General features: G+C 62.7%; 22 protein-coding genes. 14 read left to right on the top strand and 8 right to left on the bottom strand.

What is annotated here, in order from left to right; genetic code table 11:
• The first annotated feature begins 15 nt into the window (after nt 1–15).
• Entirely contained in the window at nt 16–723 is a 708-nt protein-coding gene (locus tag NCN05_RS05055; RefSeq protein WP_250397257.1) for an SDR family oxidoreductase, read from the top strand.
• A 9-nt stretch (nt 724–732) separates the two neighbouring features.
• On the top strand, nt 733–1,482 hold the full coding sequence (folE, locus tag NCN05_RS05050; protein WP_011363732.1) for a GTP cyclohydrolase I: 750 nt from the start codon (nt 733–735) through the stop codon (nt 1,480–1,482).
• Between the two features lie 36 nt (nt 1,483–1,518).
• On the opposite strand, the gene NCN05_RS05045 is transcribed toward folE, so the two are convergent.
• Nucleotides 1,519–2,193, bottom strand: coding sequence for a phosphoribosylanthranilate isomerase (locus tag NCN05_RS05045; RefSeq protein ID WP_250397256.1), 675 nt, complete (start codon nt 2,191–2,193; stop codon nt 1,519–1,521).
• Between the two features lie 62 nt (nt 2,194–2,255).
• Here NCN05_RS05045 and NCN05_RS05040 point away from each other — a divergent pair, with 62 nt between their 5' ends.
• On the top strand, nt 2,256–3,506 hold the full coding sequence (locus NCN05_RS05040; RefSeq protein WP_250397371.1) for a site-2 protease family protein: 1,251 nt from the start codon (nt 2,256–2,258) through the stop codon (nt 3,504–3,506).
• On the opposite strand, the gene NCN05_RS05035 is transcribed toward NCN05_RS05040, so the two are convergent.
• On the bottom strand, nt 3,464–4,180 hold the full coding sequence (locus tag NCN05_RS05035; RefSeq protein WP_250397255.1) for a lipoate--protein ligase family protein: 717 nt from the start codon (nt 4,178–4,180) through the stop codon (nt 3,464–3,466). The genes NCN05_RS05040 and NCN05_RS05035 overlap by 43 nt on opposite strands.
• A 27-nt stretch (nt 4,181–4,207) precedes the next feature.
• Between NCN05_RS05035 and NCN05_RS05030 the strand changes: the two genes are divergently transcribed.
• Nucleotides 4,208–4,975, top strand: a complete 768-nt coding sequence (locus NCN05_RS05030; protein WP_250397254.1) for a sulfite exporter TauE/SafE family protein — start codon at nt 4,208–4,210, stop codon at nt 4,973–4,975.
• Between the two features lie 4 nt (nt 4,976–4,979).
• Here NCN05_RS05030 and NCN05_RS05025 read toward each other — a convergent pair whose 3' ends face one another.
• The gene (locus tag NCN05_RS05025; protein WP_186514907.1) at nt 4,980–5,450 is read right to left on the bottom strand and encodes a CRR6 family NdhI maturation factor; all 471 of its coding nucleotides are present in this window, start codon (nt 5,448–5,450) and stop codon (nt 4,980–4,982) included.
• A gap of 83 nt (nt 5,451–5,533) precedes the next feature.
• On the opposite strand from NCN05_RS05025, the gene psaM reads away from it, so the two are divergent.
• The 3 genes from psaM (at nt 5,534) to NCN05_RS05010 (ending at nt 7,100) form a co-directional block, all read left to right on the top strand.
• A complete protein-coding gene (gene psaM, locus NCN05_RS05020) occupies nt 5,534–5,638 on the top strand; it encodes a photosystem I reaction center subunit XII (protein WP_025362433.1) in 105 nt (34 codons plus the stop codon).
• An 88-nt stretch (nt 5,639–5,726) separates the two neighbouring features.
• Complete coding sequence (locus NCN05_RS05015; protein ID WP_250397253.1) at nt 5,727–6,080, top strand: hypothetical protein; 354 nt, start codon at nt 5,727–5,729, stop codon at nt 6,078–6,080.
• 69 nt (nt 6,081–6,149) lie between these two features.
• On the top strand, nt 6,150–7,100 hold the full coding sequence (locus NCN05_RS05010) for a protochlorophyllide reductase (RefSeq protein WP_250397252.1): 951 nt from the start codon (nt 6,150–6,152) through the stop codon (nt 7,098–7,100).
• Nucleotides 7,101–7,175: 75 nt separating this feature from the next.
• Here NCN05_RS05010 and bchL read toward each other — a convergent pair whose 3' ends face one another.
• The 4 genes from bchL to NCN05_RS04990 all read right to left on the bottom strand — a co-directional run bounded on the left by bchL (nt 7,176) and on the right by NCN05_RS04990 (nt 11,563).
• Entirely contained in the window at nt 7,176–8,066 is an 891-nt protein-coding gene (gene bchL / locus NCN05_RS05005; protein ID WP_114988518.1) for a ferredoxin:protochlorophyllide reductase (ATP-dependent) iron-sulfur ATP-binding protein, read from the bottom strand.
• A gap of 150 nt (nt 8,067–8,216) precedes the next feature.
• Nucleotides 8,217–9,791: a ferredoxin:protochlorophyllide reductase (ATP-dependent) subunit B gene (locus NCN05_RS05000; protein WP_250397251.1), complete on the bottom strand. Its 1,575-nt coding sequence runs from the start codon at nt 9,789–9,791 to the stop codon at nt 8,217–8,219.
• A 4-nt stretch (nt 9,792–9,795) separates the two neighbouring features.
• A complete protein-coding gene (locus tag NCN05_RS04995; RefSeq protein WP_250397250.1) occupies nt 9,796–11,073 on the bottom strand; it encodes a ferredoxin:protochlorophyllide reductase (ATP-dependent) subunit N in 1,278 nt (425 codons plus the stop codon).
• Between the two features lie 112 nt (nt 11,074–11,185).
• Nucleotides 11,186–11,563 (bottom strand): DUF8679 domain-containing protein, encoded by a 378-nt coding sequence (locus NCN05_RS04990; RefSeq protein ID WP_038556224.1) that lies wholly within the window; start codon nt 11,561–11,563, stop codon nt 11,186–11,188.
• A gap of 118 nt (nt 11,564–11,681) precedes the next feature.
• Between NCN05_RS04990 and NCN05_RS04985 the strand changes: the two genes are divergently transcribed.
• The gene (locus NCN05_RS04985) at nt 11,682–12,467 is read left to right on the top strand and encodes a BMC domain-containing protein (protein WP_115008700.1); all 786 of its coding nucleotides are present in this window, start codon (nt 11,682–11,684) and stop codon (nt 12,465–12,467) included.
• Nucleotides 12,468–12,486: 19 nt separating this feature from the next.
• Here NCN05_RS04985 and NCN05_RS04980 read toward each other — a convergent pair whose 3' ends face one another.
• Nucleotides 12,487–13,068, bottom strand: a complete 582-nt coding sequence (locus NCN05_RS04980) for a non-canonical purine NTP pyrophosphatase (RefSeq protein ID WP_250397249.1) — start codon at nt 13,066–13,068, stop codon at nt 12,487–12,489.
• Nucleotides 13,069–13,424: 356 nt separating this feature from the next.
• Between NCN05_RS04980 and csoS1 the strand changes: the two genes are divergently transcribed.
• The 6 genes from csoS1 to csoS4 form a co-directional block, all read left to right on the top strand.
• Nucleotides 13,425–13,736: an alpha-carboxysome major shell protein CsoS1 gene (gene csoS1 / locus NCN05_RS04975; RefSeq protein ID WP_006169870.1), complete on the top strand. Its 312-nt coding sequence runs from the start codon at nt 13,425–13,427 to the stop codon at nt 13,734–13,736.
• A gap of 71 nt (nt 13,737–13,807) precedes the next feature.
• Nucleotides 13,808–15,223 carry a form I ribulose bisphosphate carboxylase large subunit gene (locus tag NCN05_RS04970; RefSeq protein ID WP_011363747.1) on the top strand — a complete coding sequence of 472 codons (1,416 nt, stop codon included), beginning with the start codon at nt 13,808–13,810 and terminating at the stop codon, nt 15,221–15,223.
• Between the two features lie 59 nt (nt 15,224–15,282).
• A complete protein-coding gene (locus tag NCN05_RS04965; RefSeq protein WP_006043651.1) occupies nt 15,283–15,624 on the top strand; it encodes a ribulose bisphosphate carboxylase small subunit in 342 nt (113 codons plus the stop codon).
• Nucleotides 15,625–15,725: 101 nt separating this feature from the next.
• The gene (gene csoS2 / locus NCN05_RS04960) at nt 15,726–18,086 is read left to right on the top strand and encodes an alpha-carboxysome scaffolding protein CsoS2 (RefSeq protein ID WP_250397248.1); all 2,361 of its coding nucleotides are present in this window, start codon (nt 15,726–15,728) and stop codon (nt 18,084–18,086) included.
• Nucleotides 18,087–18,093: 7 nt separating this feature from the next.
• On the top strand, nt 18,094–19,836 hold the full coding sequence (locus NCN05_RS04955; RefSeq protein WP_250397247.1) for a carboxysome shell carbonic anhydrase: 1,743 nt from the start codon (nt 18,094–18,096) through the stop codon (nt 19,834–19,836).
• Between the two features lie 2 nt (nt 19,837–19,838).
• On the top strand, nt 19,839–20,081 hold a 243-nt coding region (gene csoS4, locus NCN05_RS04950), incomplete at its 3' end, for an alpha-carboxysome shell vertex protein CsoS4 (protein WP_250397246.1).

Raw genomic sequence — 20,081 nt, 5'->3', positions numbered from 1 at the left:
GTTTGCTAACGGTTTTTGCCAACGGCTCTAATCACAGGTGCGAGCCGAGGCATAGGTCGCCGAACTGCTGAGCTTCTGGCTCATCAAGGATGGGATTTGCTGCTCACCGCCCGCAGCGCTGATCAACTGGAGCAGCTAAGTGCTCAGCTCAGCACCAAAGGTGTTTCTGTGGCCTCTGCCGCCATCGACCTGACGCAACCCGATGGCATCGCAGCTGCGATGGCTGGCTTGTTGCAGCAGGGTGAGACCCCTTCCGTGTTGATCAACAACGCGGGTGCGGCCTACACCGGCGATCTATTGGCCATGCCGATTGAGCGTTGGCAATGGCTGCTACAGCTGAACGTCACCAGCGTGATGCAGGTTTGTTCTGCTGTTGTTCCCGCTATGCGTGAGAACGGCGGACTGGTGATCAACATCAGCAGCCACGCCGCCCGTAATGCCTTCCCTCAATGGGGAGCGTATTGCGTCAGTAAAGCTGCCTTGGCCAGCTTCACCCGCTGCCTGGCGGAAGAGGAACGGAGCAATGGCATTCGTGCCTGCACCCTCACTCTTGGGGCCGTGGCCACACCACTGTGGGACGCGGAAACCGTACAAAGCGATTTCGATCGTCGTGCCATGCTCTCTGTCGATCAGGCGGCAGAAACACTGGCGAATCTGGCGTTGCAACCCAGCAACCAGTTGATCGAAGACCTCACCCTTATGCCGGCCGCCGGCGCCTTCTGAACGAACACCATGACCTCCACAGTCCCTTTCGTTTCCAACGGCGTCGCCAACGGCAACGGCAATGGCAGCTTGAATCCCCAGATTTCTGCGCGCATCCGTGAGCGCCTGAGGGAAGCGGGTGCTTCCTTCCTGGCGAACGACAACATCGCTGATCACCTCCAGCCGGGTGAGCTGGATCAGCTTCAGGTTGAAGTTGCAGACAAGGTTCGCGACCTGCTGCGCAGCCTGGTGATCGATATCGATAACGACCACAACACCCATGAGACGGCGGAGCGCGTCGCCAAGATGTACCTCCAGGAGGTTTTCAAGGGGCGCTACCACCAGCAGCCCAAGGTGGCCAGCTTCCCCAATGTGAAACAGCTGGATGAGATCTACACCGTTGGCCCGATCACGGTTCGTTCCGCCTGTTCACACCACCTGGTGCCGATCATGGGCAACTGCTGGATCGGGATCAAACCTGGTGCCCGGGTGATCGGTCTCTCCAAATTCACCCGCGTGGCTGACTGGGTCTTCTCCCGCCCTCACATCCAGGAAGAGGCTGTGATGATCCTTGCCGATGAAATCGAGAAGCTCTGTGAGCCTCAGGGTCTCGGCATCATCATCAAGGCGCAGCACTACTGCATGAAGTGGCGTGGGGTGAAAGAGCCCCAAACCAGCATGGTGAACTCCGTTGTGCGCGGCGATTTCCGCCACGACCCCAGCCTCAAGCAGGAGTTCTTTGAGCTGGTGCGTCAGCAGGAAGCGCTGCTCAGCACCTGATCAGCCGCGATTTAACGCTCTTTCAACTCCTCGACTTCACGGTCTCGACCTCACAGCCTCGACAAGGGCTTGCACCTTGTCGAGGTTTTTCCATCCCGGTCGTTCCTCCAGCCGACTGGAGGCATCGAGCCCCTGGGGAGTGACGCGACTGAGCAGTTCTGGAACCCACTCCGCACTCACTCCCCCTGCCAGCCACCACGGCACCGAAAGCTCGGTTTCGGCCAGCCAATCAAGGGGGATCCGGTGCCCGGTGCCGCCCAGTTGATCGGCGCTCCAGGCATCGAGCAGCAGAGCGTCCACATGGGGCGCGTACTGCTCGAGCTGCTTGAGATCGTCGGGTTCACGCACCCGCAACGCTTTCCACCACTGCTGCCTGGGGTAGCGCTGTTTCAGGTGTTGGCAGCGTTCGTCTGACTCGCTGCCGTGCAGCTGCACCACGGAGGGCTGCCCAGCACCGTTGAGCGCTTCCTCGAGAGCGGCATCGTCGGGATCGGCCACCACCCAAACGCGATGCAGCTGGGGGTGCTGATGTTCCAGCAGCTGGAACAAGGCCCTGCGCTGGGCTGGTTCCACAAAGCGTGGAGTGGCGGGAACGCCGATCACGCCAATCGCCTGCACCCCCATCTGTGCGATGGCTTGAGCCTGTTCGGGGTCGGTGATCCCACAGATCTTGAGGTTTGGAGTGGGGCGGGGATCACGCAAGGGCTGCATGGGTTGCTCTCCCTAGGATCGTGGATGACAGTCCGCAGCAGCGGCACACGACGGGATTGGCGGTGGGAGAGGGCTGGCAGGTGTTCAAGATTGGCGGAATTCCCCTGCGGCTTCAGCCCAGCTGGTTGTTTGCCGTGGCGATCTTCACCACGTTGTTTCAGTCCCGCTACGCGTCCACGGCCTCGGTAACGGCGAGTTGGGGGCTGGGATTGCTGACGACCTTGTTGCTGTTCAGCTCCGTGCTGCTGCATGAATTGGGCCATGCCCTGATGGCCCTGCGGGAAGGGGTGAAGGTGTTGAGTATCACCCTGTTTCATCTGGGCGGCATCGCGCGGGTGGAGAAGGAATGCCCCACTGCCATGGGCAATCTGCGCATTGCGGCGGCTGGCCCGATCGTAAGTTTGGTGTTGGCCTTCGGGATGCTGGCGGGGGCTGCAGCGCTGTCGGACAACCAGCCCTTGGCCACACAGTTGTTGAGCCAGGTGGGTTTGCTCAACTTGATGCTCGGCTTGTTCAATCTCTTGCCCGGGCTGCCCCTCGATGGCGGGCTGATCCTCAAGGCCTTGGTTTGGAAGCTGAGCGGTAGTCAGCAGAAAGGCGTTCAGGTGGCATCGGCGTCCGGACGGGCTTTGTCGATGCTGATGATTCTGTTGGGTGGTGTTCTGCTCTGGCAGGGCTGGGGGCTCAACGGCGTCCTGCTGATGTTGATCGGTTGGTTCGGCATGAGTGCCAACCGCAGTCAGACCCAGATGCTGCAGTTGCAGACGGTGCTGCGGGAGTTGAAGGTGGAGGCTGCGGCCGGCAAACGTTTCCGCGTGCTGGAGGCGGATCAGACCTTGCGGCGCCTCAGTCAGCTGCGGCTGACCGCCAGCGAGGCGGAGGGACCTGCCGATTGGGTGCTGGTCTGCAAGAGCGGCCGTTGGGTGGGTTGGATTAACGATCAACCCTTGAAACTGCTGCCGGTGCAGCAATGGGACCAACAGCGCCTCGAAGATCATCTGCGCCCCCTCACTGAACTGCCATCCATCGCCAGTTCGGCTCCCCTGGTGGAGGCGGTGCCGGCCCTGGAGGCGGCCTCCCAGGGACGCCTGTTGGTGATGAGTGCTGCGGGCCTTCCCTCCGGCACCCTCAACCGCATGGATGTGGGCGATGCGGTGCTGAAGCGGCTCGGGGTGACCCTTCCCCCCGCGATCCTCGATGAGGCGCGCAAGCGCAATGGATACCCCCTGGGTTTGGCGATGCTTCCCCAGATGGTGCAGTCGATGCAGGCTCAGAGCGTAGAGCCTGACGCCAGCTCGACCTCGAACTCCTGAACTTCCTCAGCCTTCAGAGGCTGCATCTGCCACGGGCAATGGCTCCAGGATTGAACCAGGCTCTGGCGCAGTCGCTGATCCAGCTCCAGCCGGTTGATCAGGGCTGGAGCCGCCGCTGGAGCCGCTTCCTCAAACACCTCCTCCCAGAGCTCAGCAGGGGGATCCAGCAGGATTTCACCGTGTTGAAGCAGGCGACCGTTCTGCCAGCGCTGGGCGCTACCGACCCGTTTGACGCCGCATGGATCCACCAGGTCGGCCACCGTTGCCGAGGCGAAACAGTTGTTGGCCTCGCCACCAGCAGGGTCCGAGCCGAAGTGCAGCGCTAGCCCGAGATCCTGAAAGCCATCGATCAACCACTGGCAGGCCTGGCGGTAAGCCTCCTGGCGTCGCCGGGGTGCATCTGGCCAGATCAAGGCATAGGTGAGACCGCCGGCATGAAGCACGGCCCGACCTCCGCTCGGGCGTCGCACCAGGCTGATGCGGCCGCGGCGGGCCAGCTCATTCCAGTGCTCAGGCCAGTGGCGTTGATGGCGTCCCAGCGAGAGCCAGGGCCCATCCCAGCGGTAAAAACGCAGAACCGGACCGTTGCTGCGCTTCAGAAGCCAGGCATCCAAAGCCATCTGGGTGTGTCCATCCGCTTGCTGGGTGGGGAGCAAACGCCCGGTTGCGGGCATGCTGGAGGGAAGCATCGATCGCGCGCCATGGTGCCCTGGTGGGATGTGCCGATCCTGATCGCCCTGGGCCTGCTGGCTGGGGGCTTGGCCGGCTTGTTGGGGATCGGCGGTGGCTTGATCTTTGCCCCGCTCCTGCTCTGGCTTGATCTCCCGCCCCATCAGGCCCTGGCCACCAGCAGTTTCGCCATTGTGCCCACGGCTTTGGCGGGCACCATCACCCATCTGCGCCAGGGCCGGCTGCCGACCCGGCCTGGACTCGCCATCGGCTTGGCGGCCTTTGGCTCGGCACTGCTGTTCGGTGGTTTGGCCGGTTTCGCAGCGGGCTGGATTCTGCTGGCGATGCAGACGCTGATGTACATCGTGCTGGCGTTCTGCGTTCGCGAACGGCCCGAGGCGGATACCAATGATGACGTTGATGACGGCAGCGCTCCGCAGTTGGCGGGTGTGGGCTGCATCGCCGGCTGGACCGCTGGGATGTTGGGCCTGGGCGGGGGGCTTGTGATGGTGCCCCTGATGAGCGGTCCGATGTCTGTGCCGATTCATCAGGCCGTGCGGCTGAGCACGGTGGCGGTGCTCTGCTCGGCCAGCGCAGCATCCCTCCAGTTCCTGCATGAAGGACGCGGAGTTCCTCTGATGGGCCTGCTGCTGGGGGCGGTGGCGGCGATCGCTGCGCAGTGGACGGCCAGCCGGCTCGATCAGTTTGATGCGGCCCTGCTGGTGCGCTGTCTGCGGGGACTCGCCATCATCCTGGCGATCGACAGCTCCAGGCGGGCCCTGCAGCTTTGGCTGAGCTGACTGGTCAGCCCAACAGGTTCCAAAATCCTGCATCCAGTTCGTAGCCCAGGGCTGCGGCCATCTGGGAGAGGTTGCCCCGCATCGGGCGTCCGAGCTCTCGCTGGCAGAGGTCGTCCAACAGCATCAATCGATGCGTCACCCAGAGCTCCAAGGCTTCCGGGTCAAAACGTAGGCCTTCGCTGCGGCTGAAACTGTGGGGCACCACCAGGGCCACATGGCGAATCAGGCTGCCCTGGTCGCGTTCAAGCAACAGCGGCAGCCAGGGGTAGCGCGCATCAGCCCGCAGGGCCCAGAGCCGAGGCTCGGGGCATTCCGGCAGTTCGCGTGGGTCATCCTGCGCCCGGGGCCAATCGAAACGAAGCTCGAGCACTGGCCCCTGGCTCAGCAGTGCATCCAGCGGCTGAGTGCTCCAGATCTCCAGCGGCCGTAGATCCAAGGCGCGGATAGCAGGGGCATCGATCAGAACCGGATCCATGGGCTGGTGTGACAGGCCTTTGCGAATGATGGCCTGCAGCCCTTCCCTCAGAGAAGAATGGGATCGTTTGATGCATGGCTCCCATGGAAACCGTTCTGTCTGCACCTGAGGTGTTCATTGCCCTCGTGGTGGCTGCCCATGCCGCTGTTCTGGCCCTGCGTCTCTCCATCAGCCTTTACGAGGCCTGATTTCAAAGGCAGCCCAGATCAACGGGCGTAGAGCTGGTCTTGGCACTGCGAACGGATTGCGTTACAAGCGGATGTTCGTGCTGATGCGGTGACCGCCAGTCAGGTTCAAAGATCAGCTCCCCGCATGGATGCAGCCAGCATGGCTGCGGCGATTCAGCGGCAGACCGACCAACAGGAACTGCAGTGCAGCCTTCTCGCCTTGGCGGCCAAGGCGGGGCTCGTTCTGTTGGGCGCTGTGAGCTTGATCCGTCTGTCCGTGGCCTATCAGGAACGCATGGATCGCCACAGTGAAATCGCGGCGGTCGTGTCGATTGAGTCGGCGAAATTGGAAACGCTGCAACAACGCTTCGATCGTCTGTTCAGCATCGGTGGAGAGAAGCGTCTGATCAGCGAGCAGGATCAGTGGATCGCCCCCAACCGTCTGCGCGTGATCTGGCGCTGAGATTCGTGACCAGCGGCGTTGGGATTGAGTGCTGACCGGCAGACTGGCAGCCTTCCTGGCCCTGTCTTGATGTCCACGCCCGGCACCGTTCTGATCACCGGCACCACCTCCGGTGTGGGCCTGAATGCCACCTGCGCCTTGGTGAAGCGGGGTTGGACGGTGATCACGGCGAACCGCAGCCCACAGCGTGCCGCGGCAGCTGCTGACGATATGGACCTCCCCAAGGAGCGTCTCAATCACGTGTTGATGAATCTGGGTGATCTCGACAGTGTGCGTCGGGCGGTGGATGCCTTGCCCGAGCGCGTGGATGCCGTGGTCTGCAATGCAGCCGTGTACAAGCCGAAACTGAAGCAGCCGGAGCGTTCGCCCCAGGGCTATGAAATCTCGATGGCCACCAACCATTTCGGCCATTTCCTGCTGGTGCAGCTGCTCTTGGGTCGGCTCAAGACCTCCACGCACCCCTCCAAGCGGGTGGTGATCCTGGGCACTGTGACGGCGAACTCCAAGGAGCTGGGGGGCAAGATTCCGATCCCTGCGCCGGCAGATCTGGGGGACCTCTCCGGCTTTGAGGCCGGGTTCAAAGACCCCGTCGCCATGGCCAGTGGTAAGGCTTTCAAGCCCGGCAAGGCTTACAAAGACAGCAAGCTCTGCAACATGATCACCACCCAGGAGCTGCATCGCCGTCTGCACGGGGACACGGGGATCACCTTCACGTCGCTCTACCCAGGCTGTGTGGCGGACACACCGTTGTTCCGCAACACCCCCAAGGCCTTCCAGACGATCTTCCCCTGGTTTCAGAAAAACATCACCGGCGGCTATGTCTCCCAGGCCCTGGCGGGGGAACGGGTGGCTGATGTGGTGGCCAATCCCGACTTCGCCGAATCCGGGGTGCACTGGAGCTGGGGCAACCGTCAGAAAAAGGATGGACAGCAGTTCAGCCAGGAACTGTCCGACAAGGCCACGGATCCAGAAACAGCCCGCCGGGTCTGGGAGCTGTCGATGAAACTCGTTGGCCTTTGAGCCGAGCTCATCACAACAAGGCCCCGGTTGCAGCGTCCGGGGCTTTGTTGATGGCTTTGTCGATCAAGTTGAGGGTCAATCGAATCCCAGCAGGTCGAAGATTTCGCGGTCTTTGAGGGATGTGGCCTCGAGCGGCTCCACCTTGTCGAGCATGTTCTGGGCCAGCCGCAGATATTCGTTCTGCACTGCTTGCACGGCCTCATCGGCATCATCCATTTCAAAGATGGTGCATTTCTTGAGTCGGGATCGCCGGATGGCATCCACATCCCTGAAGTGGGCCATGGTGCGCAGGCCGGTGCGATCGTTGAACTTGTCGATCTGATCGGTGTCTGCCGAGCGGTTCGCAACAACGCCGCCAAGCCGCACCTTGTAGTTCTTGGCTTTGGCTTGAATCGCCTGAACGATGCGATTCATCGCGAAGATCGAATCGAAATCGTTGGCGGTCACAATCAGGCAATAGTTGGCGTGCTGCAGCGGGGCGGCGAAACCACCACACACCACATCGCCGAGCACATCGAAGATCACCACATCGGTGTCTTCCAGCAGATGGTGCTCCTTGAGCAGCTTCACGGTCTGCCCGGTCACGTATCCGCCGCAGCCCGTGCCCGCCGGTGGGCCGCCGCTCTCGACGCACTGCACCCCGTTGAAGCCGGTGAAGACGAAATCCTCAGGCCTCAGCTCTTCACTGTGGAAGTCCACCTCTTCAAGGATGTCGATCACCGTCGGCACCATCTTGTGGGTGAGGGTGAAGGTGCTGTCGTGCTTGGGATCGCAGCCGATCTGAAGCACCCGCTTGCCCAGCTTCGAGAAGGCGGCTGACAGGTTCGAGGAGGTGGTGGATTTGCCGATCCCGCCTTTGCCATAGACCGCGATCACCAGGGTTTCTTCCTGGATGTTCAGTGCCGGGTCCTGGTGGACCTGCACGCTGCCTTCACCGTCCGCCGGTCGCGTCAGGGTTGTGGTCATGCAGCGACCTGTGCAAGAGAAGTCGATTTCATTCAACAGCAGCAGATGTGCAGTGGTTGGTTTTCACCAAGAAATGAAAGGTCTGGTTCTTGGTTGAGTTGCAAGAGCAGAATTTCTTTCAATTAAATAAAAAGAAATGAGTTAAAATGCTCATGCCTTGAAGTGGGCTTTTGCGTCATACAGCGTTTCGCTGCTGATCTCTCTGCAGCCCACATCGCGGGCATAGGCCTCCGTGTTGCGTCGCACCTTTCCCCTTACGAAGAAGGGGATCTTCTTCAGCTCGGCTTCCCCATCGGCCGTCCACTGCAGAGCGTCATCACCCTCCTCGGGGATGTCACTCAAGCCGGAACTGTCGGCGGCGCCGGCACCACCGGCATGGCCCAGGTGGCTCTGGTGGCCATCCACGAATTCGAAGTCGTGGCGGAACATCCCGATCAGGTGTTCCTCCAGGCCCATCATCAGCGGGTGCACCCAGTCGTCGAAGATCACGTTGGCTCCTTCCCAGCCCATCTGGGGGCTCATTCGGGCGGGAACGTCCTGCACATGCATGGGTGTGCTGATCACCGCGCAGGGAATCCCCAGCCGCTTGGCGCTGTGGCGCTCCATCTGGGTTCCCAGCACCAGTTCCGGTGCCGCTTCGGCCATGGCCGCTTCCACCGCCAGGTAGTCGTCACTGATTAGGGCCTCCAGGCCCAGAGCTTTGGCGGCGGCCCGCACGGGCCGGGCCATCTCCCGGCTGTAAGTGCCCAGCCCCACCACCGTGAAACCCAGTTCCTCGCTGCAGATCCGCGCCGCGGCGAGGGCGTGACTGCCGTCGCCAAAGATGAACACCCGCTTGCCCGTGAGGTACGTGGAGTCCACGGATTCCGAATACCAGGGCAGGCGTGAGCGCCGGTAGCCCTCATCGGGGGCGGGGGGCTCCATCCCCAGCATTTCGTGCACTTCGACGAGGAAATCGTGGGTGGCACCTACGCCAATTGGCACCGTTCGGCTGAAGGGCATGCCGAAATTGCGCTCCAGCCAGCTGCAGCTGGATTCCGCCACCTCTGGATAAAGGCAGATGTTGAGATCGGCATCGGGGATCCGCTGCAGATCCTCTACGCCTGCCCCGAGGGGCGCCACCACACCCACATCGATGCCGTGCAGGGTGAGCAGTTTCTGCACCTCCAGTACGTCGTCCCGGCAGCGAAAGCCCAGCAGGGAGGGGCCCAACAGGTTCACCCGGGGCCGGCGGCCCTGGTGTTGCCACGCCCTGGGGTCGTGTTGGCTGTTGGCGGGTGCCTGCTCCTTCAGCAGGTTGCGCACCAGTTGGTAGAAGGTTTCCGCGGCCCCCCAGTTCTCCTTTTTGCTGTAGGCCGGCAGCTCCAGACTCACCACCGGCATGGTGAGCTCCATGCCCTGAGCCAGGGCACCGGGCTGATCCTGAATCAACTCCGCGGTGCAGCTTTCCCCCACCAGCAGGGCATCGGGTCGGAAGCGATCCACCGCTTCACGCACATGCCGTTTCACCAGTTCGGCGGTGTCCCCCCCGAGATCCCGGGCCTGAAAGGTGGTGTAGGTGACGGGCGGACGCTGTCCGCGCCGCTCAATCATCGTGAACAGCAGATCGGCATAGGTGTCCCCCTGGGGGGCATGGAGCACGTAATGAACGCCGCGCATGGAGGCGGCAATGCGCATGGCCCCCACATGGGGTGGTCCTTCGTAGGTCCAGAGCGTGAGTTGCATGGGATCAGGCGTGCACGGTTGGGTCGGGGCTGCTGGGGTGGAGGCCCGGGCGAATCAGTTGCCGGCGACGCAACGGCCGCGAAAACAGTTCCGCCAGGTCGCCGGCCTGGTCGATGCCGTGGATCGGGCTGAACACCAGTTCGATCGACCATTTGGTGGCGATGCCTTCGGCCTCAAGCGGATTGGCCAGGCCCATCCCGCACACCACCAGGTCGGGCTGGCTGGCGCGAACCCGGTCCAGTTGCTGCTCCACGTGTTGCCCCTCCATCACCGGGACGTCATCGGGGAGCAAGGCCAGCTCGGCAGCCATCTGTTCGCGGTTCAGATAAGGCGTGCCCACCTCCACCAGTTCCATGCCGCATTCCCGTTGCAGAAACCGGGCCAGGGGCAGTTCCAGCTGGGATTCGGGAAGCAGGAAGATCCGCTTGCCCTCCAGCACGGCGCGATGGCGGACCAAGGCGCTCTGGGCGCGCTCCATCAACGGGTCCAGCACAGCAGCAACCCGTTCATCAGGCAGATGAAAGGCAGTAGCAGCAGCCTCCATCCAGCGGCGACTCCCCTCGGCCCCCAACGGGAAGGGGGCCGTGAGCACCGTGGCGCCGCGGTCGCTCAGCAGGCGCGCAGTTTCCGTGAGAAAGGGTTGGGTCAGCAGCACCGTGGTTCCCGCTCCCACGGCGGGCAGGTCAGTCGATTGCCGGGGCGGCAGGCTGCGAATCGTCTCGATGCCTATCCGCTGGAACAGGTGCATCTGCCGGTCTTCCACGGCATCAGCGAGGGTTCCCACCAGCAGCAACTGCCGTTCATCGCTGGCGGGGAGCAGGGGAACGAGGGCCGCCAGTGCCCCGTCTTCTCCCTGGGTGAACGTGGTTTCAATGCCGCTGCCGGAGTAGTTCACCACCCGCACCCGGCCTGTCAGTTCTTCGTTGAGCCGTTCGGCGGCCCGGGCCAAATCCAGCTTGATCACTTCGCTGGGGCAGGACCCCACCAGAAACAGCGTGCGGATTTCGGGGCGGCGTTGCAGCAGTTCCCTGCAGACCCGGTCGAGTTCGTCGTGGGCATCGGCGAGGCCAGCCAGATCCCGCTCGCTGAGAATGGCTGTGCCGAAACGGGGTTCGGCAAAAATCATCACCCCTGCGGCGCTCTGGATTAGATGGGCGCAGGTGCGTGATCCCACCACAAGAAAAAAGGCATCGGGCATGCGCCGATGCAGCCACACAATCGAGGTGAGGCCGCAGAACACTTCGCGCGGCCCCGACTCCTTCAGCAGCGTTGGCCCGGCCATTGGCCGCTCCCTTGATGATCAACCTCTCCAAGCTGCGAATAAATCCGCTGAGGAGTGGAAAGGTCGCCCAAACTCTTTGGGATCGCCCAAACCAGGCAGAGCCGGCTTGAGCTCAAAGGCGGCGACGGAATCCGTCGTAACGATCGGAGCGATCGCTCTCCTCTGCTTTGCTCAAGCGCCAGACGTTGCGGCTGACCCGGCGGGCAACGAGGCCACCGCGTTCCACCCGTTCCGTTCCGGGGCGGGCCCCCAGCAGCATGCTCACCTCCGCGGTGGTGAGTGGAGCACCGGTTTCGATGGCCAACGACGTCAGTTCCAGCCGTTGACGCAGCTGGCGCAGACGCTCACTGTCTGCATTTCCTGATGCCTCCAGCCAGGGCAGATCCACCTGGCCGTCCTGCGCAAGCCGTTGCATCAGGCCGAAGCTCACCATCCCAAGGGCTTGATCAGCGTTGAGATCCACTGGCTTCAAAGAAGACTGCTCAGTCATTGCAAGATCTCTAGAGGGGTTCTCCGGACGGTATCGGCTGTTTTTCAAGGCGCAAGACCGCAGGCTCTAACTCTTTATTGGCCCGTTTCAGCCGAATTCGTCCGGTACACTCCCCGCCATGACCCGTTTTGCCAGCTTCGATGCTCGGGAGCGGCGACGCGGCGGTAGTGCTCTCGTCACCGGCACTGAGGTGACCCCCCAGCAGGGGGGGGCGAGCTGTGTTGTGACAACGGATTCGGAGTCGCCTCGGCTGTTGCGGCAGAACAGCCATGTGCAGTCGATCGAACTGCGCACCCACGTCTTCATCGACTCGCTGCAGCCGCAACTGGCGGCCTACATGGGTTCGGTGAGCCAGGGATTTCTGCCCATCCCCGGAGATGCCTGCCTCTGGATGGAGGTGTCACCGGGCATGGCGGTGCACCGGGTGACGGACATCGCCCTGAAGGCCAGCAACGTCCGTCTCGGCCAGATGGTGGTGGAGCGGGCGTTCGGTTCGATGGCCCTCTATCACCGCGACCAGAGCACGGTGCTCCATTCCGGAGATGTGGTGCTGGAAGCGATCGGGAGCACCATCGATCAGCGTTCTCCAGCCGATGTGAGCTGGACTGAAGTGATCCGGGCGATCACCCCCGACCATGCCGTGCTGATCAACCGGCAGAACCGACGTGGCTCAATGATCGAAGCCGGGATGAGCATGTTCATCCTGGAGACGGAGCCGGCCGGATACGTGTTGATCGCTGCCAACGAAGCTGAAAAAGCCTCCAACATCACCTTGGTGGACGTGAAAGCGGTGGGTGCCTTCGGACGTCTCACCCTCGCGGGACGGGAGGGTGATGTGGAGGAGGCGGCCGCGGCGGCGATGCGCGCCATCGACCACATCAACAGCAACGCAAGGCTGCGCTGAGCACTCAGACCAGCTCGGATCAGCTCAGGTGCAGCAGCTCACGCAGCTGTGGTGCAAGAGCTCGTGCCGCTTTCCCGCGGCTGCCCAGGCGGCTGAGCTGAGCCGCATTCAGTTCGCCATAGCTGCAACGGGCTTCCCGCACCCAAAGCAAGGATTCGAATCCGCCGCCGGCGTAGGCCGGGGCACTCAGGAGTTCGCCCCAGCAGATTCCCTCCGCCGCGGCACGACAGTTGCCGGAGGGATCACACAACACCATCGTGCTGCGGAAACAGGCACTCCGATAAGGCGATCCCACCAGTTCCTCCAGGATCCGCTGCACCTTGGCGTCGTTTCCCTCGGCGTAGCGGGCCGAATACAGACCAGGTGCCCCTTGGAGCGCATCCACCTCAAGCCCTGAATCGTCAGCCAAGGCCCAGTTTCCTGTGCGCAGGGCGGCAGCGCTGGCTTTCAGCTCAGCGTTCTCGCGGTAGGTGCTCCCCGTCTCTTCAACGTCCAGATCGGCAGGTTGACGATGCACGTCCAGAGCAAGGGGTCCCAGCATGGCCTCGATTTCAGCAACCTTGATCGGATTGCCCGTGGCAATGGTGAGCTGAAGCGCCAAGGAGGGCCGTCAAAAGAGGGCCTCCATTGTGCGGGCTGGTTGGGGCTAGGAGCTAACAATCTCTGGATTCGACCCAGCGACACCTGTTTGGGTTGAACATTCCACCCCGCAGCAAGGCTTTGGGAAGGTGACGCAACGTGAACCTATGGAGCTTCACCAGCGCCGACAACGACTTGTGGGGATGTGATCACACGAACTACCACAGCAGACCGGAACAGTGAGGCACAGGGTGATAAGCCCGGCTTATTTGGTTCACTATGGACAGTGATCGAGAAAGTCGTCCAAATCGCTTGACGGGAAGGGTTCTGGCGGAGCAATGTCCCCAGCGAACATTCCACCCCTTCTCCCGGTAGGCAATGGCTAACGAAACCATGGGCATCGCCCTCGGCATGATCGAGACCCGCGGTCTGGTCCCCGCCATCGAGGCAGCTGATGCCATGACCAAGGCTGCCGAAGTGCGCCTGATCGGTCGTGAGTTCGTCGGCGGCGGCTACGTCACCGTTCTGGTTCGCGGCGAAACTGGCGCTGTCAACGCTGCTGTGCGCGCTGGCGCTGACGCTTGCGAGCGCGTCGGTGACGGCCTGGTCGCCGCTCACATCATTGCCCGCCCCCACCGCGAAGTGGAGCCTGCTCTGGGCAACGGCAACTTCCTGGGTCAGAAGGACTGAGATCTTCCGCTGAGCCTCTGACGAGGCACGCGAACGTCTCAACCTCTTCACCGACCTAACGGAGTTTTCCAATGAGCAAGAAGTACGACGCTGGGGTCAAGGAGTACAGGGATACCTACTGGACTCCTGATTACGTCCCCCTCGACACCGACCTGCTGGCCTGCTTCAAGTGCACCGGCCAAGAAGGTGTGCCCAAGGAAGAAGTTGCCGCTGCTGTGGCTGCTGAATCCTCCACCGGCACCTGGTCCACTGTGTGGTCCGAGCTCCTCACCGATCTCGACTTCTACAAGGGGCGTTGCTACCGCATCGAAGACGTCCCTGGTGACAAGGAGTCTTTCTATGCCTTCATCGCCTACCCCCTCGACCTGTTCGAAGAGGGTTCCATCACCAACGTTCTGACCTCCCTGGTCGGCAACGTGTTCGGTTTTAAGGCTCTGCGCCACCTCCGTCTGGAAGACATCCGCTTCCCGATGGCGTTCATCAAGAGCTGCTACGGCCCGCCGAACGGCATCCAGGTCGAGCGCGACCGGATGAACAAGTACGGCCGTCCTCTGCTGGGTTGCACCATCAAGCCGAAGCTCGGCCTGAGCGGTAAGAACTACGGCCGTGTTGTCTATGAGTGCCTGCGCGGCGGTCTGGACTTCACCAAGGACGACGAGAACATCAACTCCCAGCCCTTCCAGCGTTGGCAGAACCGCTTCGAATTCGTTGCGGAAGCCATCAAGCTGTCCGAGCAGGAGACCGGCGAGCGCAAGGGTCACTACCTCAACGTGACCGCCAACACTCCCGAGGAGATGTACGAGCGCGCTGAGTTCGCCAAGGAACTCGGCATGCCGATCATCATGCACGACTTCATCACCGGTGGCTTCACGGCCAACACCGGTCTGTCGAAGTGGTGCCGCAAGAACGGCATGTTGCTGCACATCCACCGCGCCATGCACGCGGTAATCGACCGTCACCCCAAGCACGGCATCCACTTCCGCGTTCTCGCCAAGTGTCTGCGTCTGTCCGGTGGTGACCAGCTCCACACCGGCACCGTGGTCGGCAAGCTGGAAGGTGATCGTCAGACCACCCTCGGCTACATCGACCAGCTGCGCGAATCCTTCGTGCCCGAAGACCGCAGCCGCGGCAACTTCTTCGATCAGGACTGGGGTTCCATGCCTGGCGTGTTCGCCGTTGCTTCCGGCGGTATCCACGTGTGGCACATGCCCGCCCTGGTCACCATCTTCGGCGACGACTCCGTTCTTCAGTTCGGTGGTGGTACCCACGGTCACCCCTGGGGCTCCGCTGCAGGTGCTGCTGCCAACCGTGTGGCCCTCGAGGCCTGCGTCAAGGCACGCAATGCCGGCCGTCATCTCGAGAAAGAGAGCCGCGACATCCTCACGGAAGCCGCGAAGCACAGCCCCGAGCTGGCCATCGCCCTCGAGACCTGGAAGGAGATCAAGTTCGAGTTCGACACCGTCGACAAGCTCGACGTCCAGAACTGATCGTCTCAACGGCCGGTTGATGCAACCGGCCACCCCTTTTTCTTACACCCAGGATCCCCATGCCTTTCCAGAGCACCGTGGGTGACTATCAAACAGTCGCCACCCTGGAGACCTTCGGCTTCCTCCCGCCGATGACCCAGGACGAGATCTACGACCAGATCGCCTACATCATTGCCCAGGGTTGGAGCCCGCTCGTCGAGCACGTCCACCCCAGCAACTCCATGGCCACCTACTGGTCGTATTGGAAGCTCCCCTTCTTCGGTGAGAAGGATCTGAACGTCGTTGTCAGTGAGCTCGAGGCTTGCCACCGCGCATACCCCGACCACCACGTGCGCATCGTCGGTTACGACGCCTACACCCAGAGCCAGGGTGCCTGCTTCGTGGTCTTCGAAGGACGCTGATCCTTCGAACCCTTGGTTCCGAGCCCTGACCTGATCAGGGCTCCAGCTTTTTCCGGAGGGGCAAGTGCCCTTCCACTTCACGACGACATCCTCGGGCGGACATGGCAAGACTCTCCAGTCGCGAACTCGCACTTGAACGCCGCAAGGCGCTGACCACTTCCGGTAAGAAGTCCTCGGTAGCGGCTGGTGATGGCGCCAACCGTGTTCGCACCGTTGCTGATGCCCGTCCCACCCGCACCAACGCGGCCGCAGCTGCTGAGCCTGCCTCTGCACCTGACACCCCCGCTGCTGTAGCTCCGCAGCGGACCACCTCCTTCACAGCTGCTCCCGCAAACCGCAGCTCCCAGGTCAAGCCCCATCGCGATCCCAGCCGCGAGCTGGTGCTCGCCCGTCGTGATGCCCTGTCCCGCCGCGGTAAGACCGCCGACACCAGCCGCGATCGCAACCGCGCTGATGTTGCCCGTCAAACCAAGGCAGCCGCTCCTGCTGCTGCACCCGCTGAAACCGCCAAGAGCTGTGGTTGCGGTGGCAAGCGTGCCGCTGAAAAGGCTTCCCTCAGTGCACCGGCTCCCAAGTTGGCTGCCCGCACAGAGCGCCGTTCGGCCACTCCCAAGCGTCGTGCCATCGAGAACCCCAGCCGCGCGCTGGTGCTGGCCCGTCGTGAAGCCATGTCGAAGCACGGCAAAACCGCTGGCAAGCAACCCACCAGTGCAGCAGCCGTTGCCCGTCAGGCCAATCCTGACCTCACCAGCCGTGAGCTCGCACAACAGGTGCGTGAGCTGCGCACCAAGGCCGGTGCCCGCAACAAGCAAAGCGCTGGTGTGACCCGCCCCACCGGTCCCAACCGCCACGGCGCCAAGCAAGCCGCTGCCGCTGATGCCCACTGGAAGGTGGGTGAAAGCACCACGACCGGTGGCCAGACCGTGACCGGCACCCAGGCCAACCGCTCGGTGAAAACCACCGGTAACGAGGCCAGCACCTGCCGTTCGATCACCGGTACCGAGTACCTGGGTGCCGAAGTCTTCCAGACCTTCTGTCAGACCGCTCCCGCTGCCACCACCCCGGCCAAGGTGCGTGTCACGGCCACCAGCCACGGCAACCGCGTCACCGGCAATGAAGTCGGCCGTTCCGAAAAGGTCACCGGCGATGAGCCCGGCACCTGCAAGAGCGTGACCGGCACCGAGTACATCTCCGCTAACCAGTCCGCTGCCTACTGCGGTGGTGGCGTGACCTCCCCACGCAAGGTGGGCCACAGCCTCACCGAACAGGGGCGCCCCGTGAGTGGCGTGATGGTGGGTCGCTCCGCCAGCGTTACCGGTGATGAAGCAGGTGCCAACCGCAGCCTCACCGGCGATCAGTACCTCGGTTCAGATCCTCTGCCCGAAGGTCGCCCTGCCGCCAAGGTTGGTCTCTCCGGAACCCTCTCCGGCACTGGCGTGACCGGCACCATGGTCGGCCGTTCCGCTCAGGTGACCGGCGATGAGTTCGGCTCCTGCCACCGCGTGACGGGTGATCAGTACGTGAGTGCTGAGCAGGTGAATGCGTTCTGTGGCGGCAAGCCCGAGCCCGAGGCCGCCAAGGTTGGCTTCAGCATCACCAACCGCAACCAGGTGGTGAGCGGCACCCGTACGGGCCGTTCGGAGAACGTGACTGGCGACGAGCCCGGCAGCTGCCAGGCCGTCACCGGCACCCCCTATGCAGGTCTTGAGCAGGCCGGCCAGCACTGCGGCACCCCTGCAGTTCAGGCCATCCGTGAGCGCACGCCTGTGCGTGTTGGCACCCCCTCCGCTGCCATGACCGGCATCCAACCCGGTGTGGGTGGTGTGATGACCGGCGACAAGCGTGGTGCATGCGAAGCAGTCACCGGAACCCCTTACGTGGGTGCTGATCAGCTTGCCGCTGCCTGCGGCGCTGACGCTCCCGCTGGAACCGACACCCACGGCCAAGCTCCTGAGGGTGCTGCTTGGACCCGCTTCAGCGTGGTGTCTCCCGCTCGTGCTGCCCAACAGCAACGTGAGGCTGGCTCTGGTGTGACGGGTACCTCCTATGAGCAGGGGAATCGCATCACCGGCCCTTTTGACATGGCTGGCGGCAAGGTGACCGGTACCGAGCAGTTCCGCTTCGACAACCGCGAGTTCCAGAACCGTCAGCAGCGCCAGTTCCAGCCCACTGTGGCTGTGGTCAGCGAGCCTTCCGAGAAGCCTGCATCCCGGGTGACCGGCGAGGGTTCCTCCACCAAGATCACTGGTGATGACTGGGATCGTGGTGAGCACGTGACCGGTACTGAGGGTGCCTCGGCCCGCCGTCGTAACCCCAGCCGTCCCGGCCCGATGAGTGCCATGTCCCCCTACGAGCGCAAGCGCAACGAGGAGAACGAATGGCCTGTGAGCCGCGTGACCGGTTCCAGCGGCAACACCGAAAAGGGTTCCCTGATCACCGTCTCCGGCGGCGCACGGGGCTGATTCATTGATGGTTCGCTCCAAGCCTCTCCGTGGCGGGCGACCTCAGGCCCCCTCGGCACCCACCCGACGTCAGCTTCAACAGCTGGCCACAACCTCTGATTCCGTTCAGACCTCGTCTGACGTGGAGTCCTCCACCCGCAAGGCCGCTCTGGATCGGCGCCGGGCCCTCACCACCGCGGGCAAGGCTGCTCAACTGGGCGCCCCGGTCGGTGGTGGTCGGATTCGCTCCAGCAAGGACGTTCAACGTCCCGCACCCGCTCAGCCAGGCTGGGTCCGCCGTGAGAAGGCTGCCACCCGGGCGGTTCCTTTCAATCTGAGCCGCAGCTCTCTGCCGATCACCCATCGGCGCCATCCGTTGACGGATGCAGCGGCAAATGCCCGTCTTCAGGCCTATGAGCAGGAGATCAAGGGCCGCTTTGATCGGATCGTTCCCCTGCTTCAGCAGGTTTCAGCGCATCAGCACGAAACTGATTTCATTCCCCAGGCCCAGCGGTTGTGCCGGGCCGAACTCGGCTTTGATCTGCCGGATCACATCCTGCAGCGGGCCTGGGTTCGCCCACTCGATATGCGCGCCCTGTTCGCATGGTGTGTTTTCGAAAGCCACCGGCTGTTCAGTGACCGCTTTTTCCAGGACGATCCCCTGGATGCCGGTACGGGCAGTGCTGCCTCCCGGGAGTTCGAACAGTTCCTGCTCGACTGTGGGATCCATCTGCTCGACCTGACGCCCTGTGCCGATGGTCGGTTGGCTCACACCGTGGCCTATGCCCTGCGCATTCCCTTCAGCGCTGTGCGTCGCCGTTCCCACGCTGGCGCCATGTTCGACGTGGAGAACACGGTGAACCGCTGGGTCAAAACCGAGCACCGTCGCTACCGCGAAGGTTCACCCAATCCCTCCACGGAACCGACCCGTTACCTGAAGTTGGTGACCTACCACTTCAGTTCCCTCGATCCCTCCCATCAGGGCTGCGCTGCCCATGGCAGCAATGACGAACTGGCGGCAGCGGCGGGTCATCAACGCCTGCTCGATTTCCGTGAGTCGGTTGAAAACAGCTTCTGTTGCGGTGCCTCCGTTGATCTTCTGCTGATCGGCCTCGACACCGACACCGATGCCATCCGGGTGCATCCCCCAAGCCGTGACAGCGAGATGGTGCTCGACCGTTGGCTCTGCGCCAGGGAACTGCATGCCGCCACGGCATCGATGAGTGCCGATCAAGCGATGGCACAGATTGCTGAAGCCGTTGAGAGCTCTGCTCCTGGCCCCATGGATGCAGGGATGGTGTCGTTCCTGACCCGTTTGCTCGCCAACAACTTCTCCCAGATCGACTACGTGCAGGATCTTCACGGGGGCACCTACCCGGATGCCGGGCACGCCGAGCGTTTCATTGGCGTTGGCATCGGTTTTAAAGAGGTGCATCTGCGCAACCTCACCTATTTCGCCCACCTCGACACCGTCGAGGTGGGCGCCCCCGATCTCGATGTGGGCGTGAAAATTTTCAAGGGTCTGAATGTGTCCCGGGATCTGCCGATTCCGGTTGTGGTGCGTTTCGACTATTCCGGCCGCGTGCCCGGTGCTCGGGAACGGGCCATCGCTGATTGCCAACGGGTGAACCAGGCCATCGCTGATCGCTACGCAGCTCTCGTTGATGAGGGTCTGCTCCACACTTGTCTCACCATTCGCGACCGCAACCAGACGGCTCCGGCCGAGGTCGTCGGTTCCACGCTCGACCCGCAACTTCCGGAGGCTCACTGATCATGCTCATCGTCAAGGTCGTCAAGCCGCTCGTTTCCACCAACCGGATTCCCGATTTCGAGCACAAACACCTCCAGGTGGTTCTCGATGGCAGCACCAAAAAGGTGGCCGTCGATGCGGTGGGTGCGAAACCTGGAGACTGGGTGATCTGCGTCAGCAGCTCGGCCGCCCGTGAAGCCGCCGGCAGCAAGTCGTATCCCAGTGACCTCACGATCGTGGGGATCATTGACCACTGGGAACCCGAC

It is taken from the genome of Synechococcus sp. MU1651 (genome assembly GCF_023630635.1).
Lineage (GTDB): Bacteria > Cyanobacteriota > Cyanobacteriia > PCC-6307 > Cyanobiaceae > Parasynechococcus.
Note: the sequence above shows the minus strand (reverse complement) of the source record. Positions and strands in the feature narration are given on the sequence as shown.

Excerpts from the sequence above, each read along its gene's own strand:
- NCN05_RS04970 (WP_011363747.1), top strand. The coding sequence starts at position 13,808 with ATGAGCAAGAAGTACGACGCTGGGGTCAAGGAGTACAGGGATACCTAC.
- bchL (WP_114988518.1), bottom strand. The coding sequence starts at position 8,066 with ATGACCACAACCCTGACGCGACCGGCGGACGGTGAAGGCAGCGTGCAG.
- NCN05_RS05030 (WP_250397254.1), top strand. The coding sequence starts at position 4,208 with ATGGTGCCCTGGTGGGATGTGCCGATCCTGATCGCCCTGGGCCTGCTG.
- NCN05_RS05035 (WP_250397255.1), bottom strand. The coding sequence starts at position 4,180 with ATGCCCGCAACCGGGCGTTTGCTCCCCACCCAGCAAGCGGATGGACAC.
- NCN05_RS05000 (WP_250397251.1), bottom strand. The coding sequence starts at position 9,791 with ATGCAACTCACGCTCTGGACCTACGAAGGACCACCCCATGTGGGGGCC.
- NCN05_RS05025 (WP_186514907.1), bottom strand. The coding sequence starts at position 5,450 with ATGGATCCGGTTCTGATCGATGCCCCTGCTATCCGCGCCTTGGATCTA.
- NCN05_RS04990 (WP_038556224.1), bottom strand. The coding sequence starts at position 11,563 with ATGACTGAGCAGTCTTCTTTGAAGCCAGTGGATCTCAACGCTGATCAA.
- csoS1 (WP_006169870.1), top strand. The coding sequence starts at position 13,425 with ATGGCTAACGAAACCATGGGCATCGCCCTCGGCATGATCGAGACCCGC.
- NCN05_RS04985 (WP_115008700.1), top strand. The coding sequence starts at position 11,682 with ATGACCCGTTTTGCCAGCTTCGATGCTCGGGAGCGGCGACGCGGCGGT.
- psaM (WP_025362433.1), top strand. The coding sequence starts at position 5,534 with ATGGAAACCGTTCTGTCTGCACCTGAGGTGTTCATTGCCCTCGTGGTG.
- folE (WP_011363732.1), top strand. The coding sequence starts at position 733 with ATGACCTCCACAGTCCCTTTCGTTTCCAACGGCGTCGCCAACGGCAAC.
- NCN05_RS05010 (WP_250397252.1), top strand. The coding sequence starts at position 6,150 with ATGTCCACGCCCGGCACCGTTCTGATCACCGGCACCACCTCCGGTGTG.
- NCN05_RS04995 (WP_250397250.1), bottom strand. The coding sequence starts at position 11,073 with ATGGCCGGGCCAACGCTGCTGAAGGAGTCGGGGCCGCGCGAAGTGTTC.
- NCN05_RS04965 (WP_006043651.1), top strand. The coding sequence starts at position 15,283 with ATGCCTTTCCAGAGCACCGTGGGTGACTATCAAACAGTCGCCACCCTG.
- csoS2 (WP_250397248.1), top strand. The coding sequence starts at position 15,726 with ATGGCAAGACTCTCCAGTCGCGAACTCGCACTTGAACGCCGCAAGGCG.
- NCN05_RS04955 (WP_250397247.1), top strand. The coding sequence starts at position 18,094 with ATGGTTCGCTCCAAGCCTCTCCGTGGCGGGCGACCTCAGGCCCCCTCG.
- NCN05_RS05045 (WP_250397256.1), bottom strand. The coding sequence starts at position 2,193 with ATGCAGCCCTTGCGTGATCCCCGCCCCACTCCAAACCTCAAGATCTGT.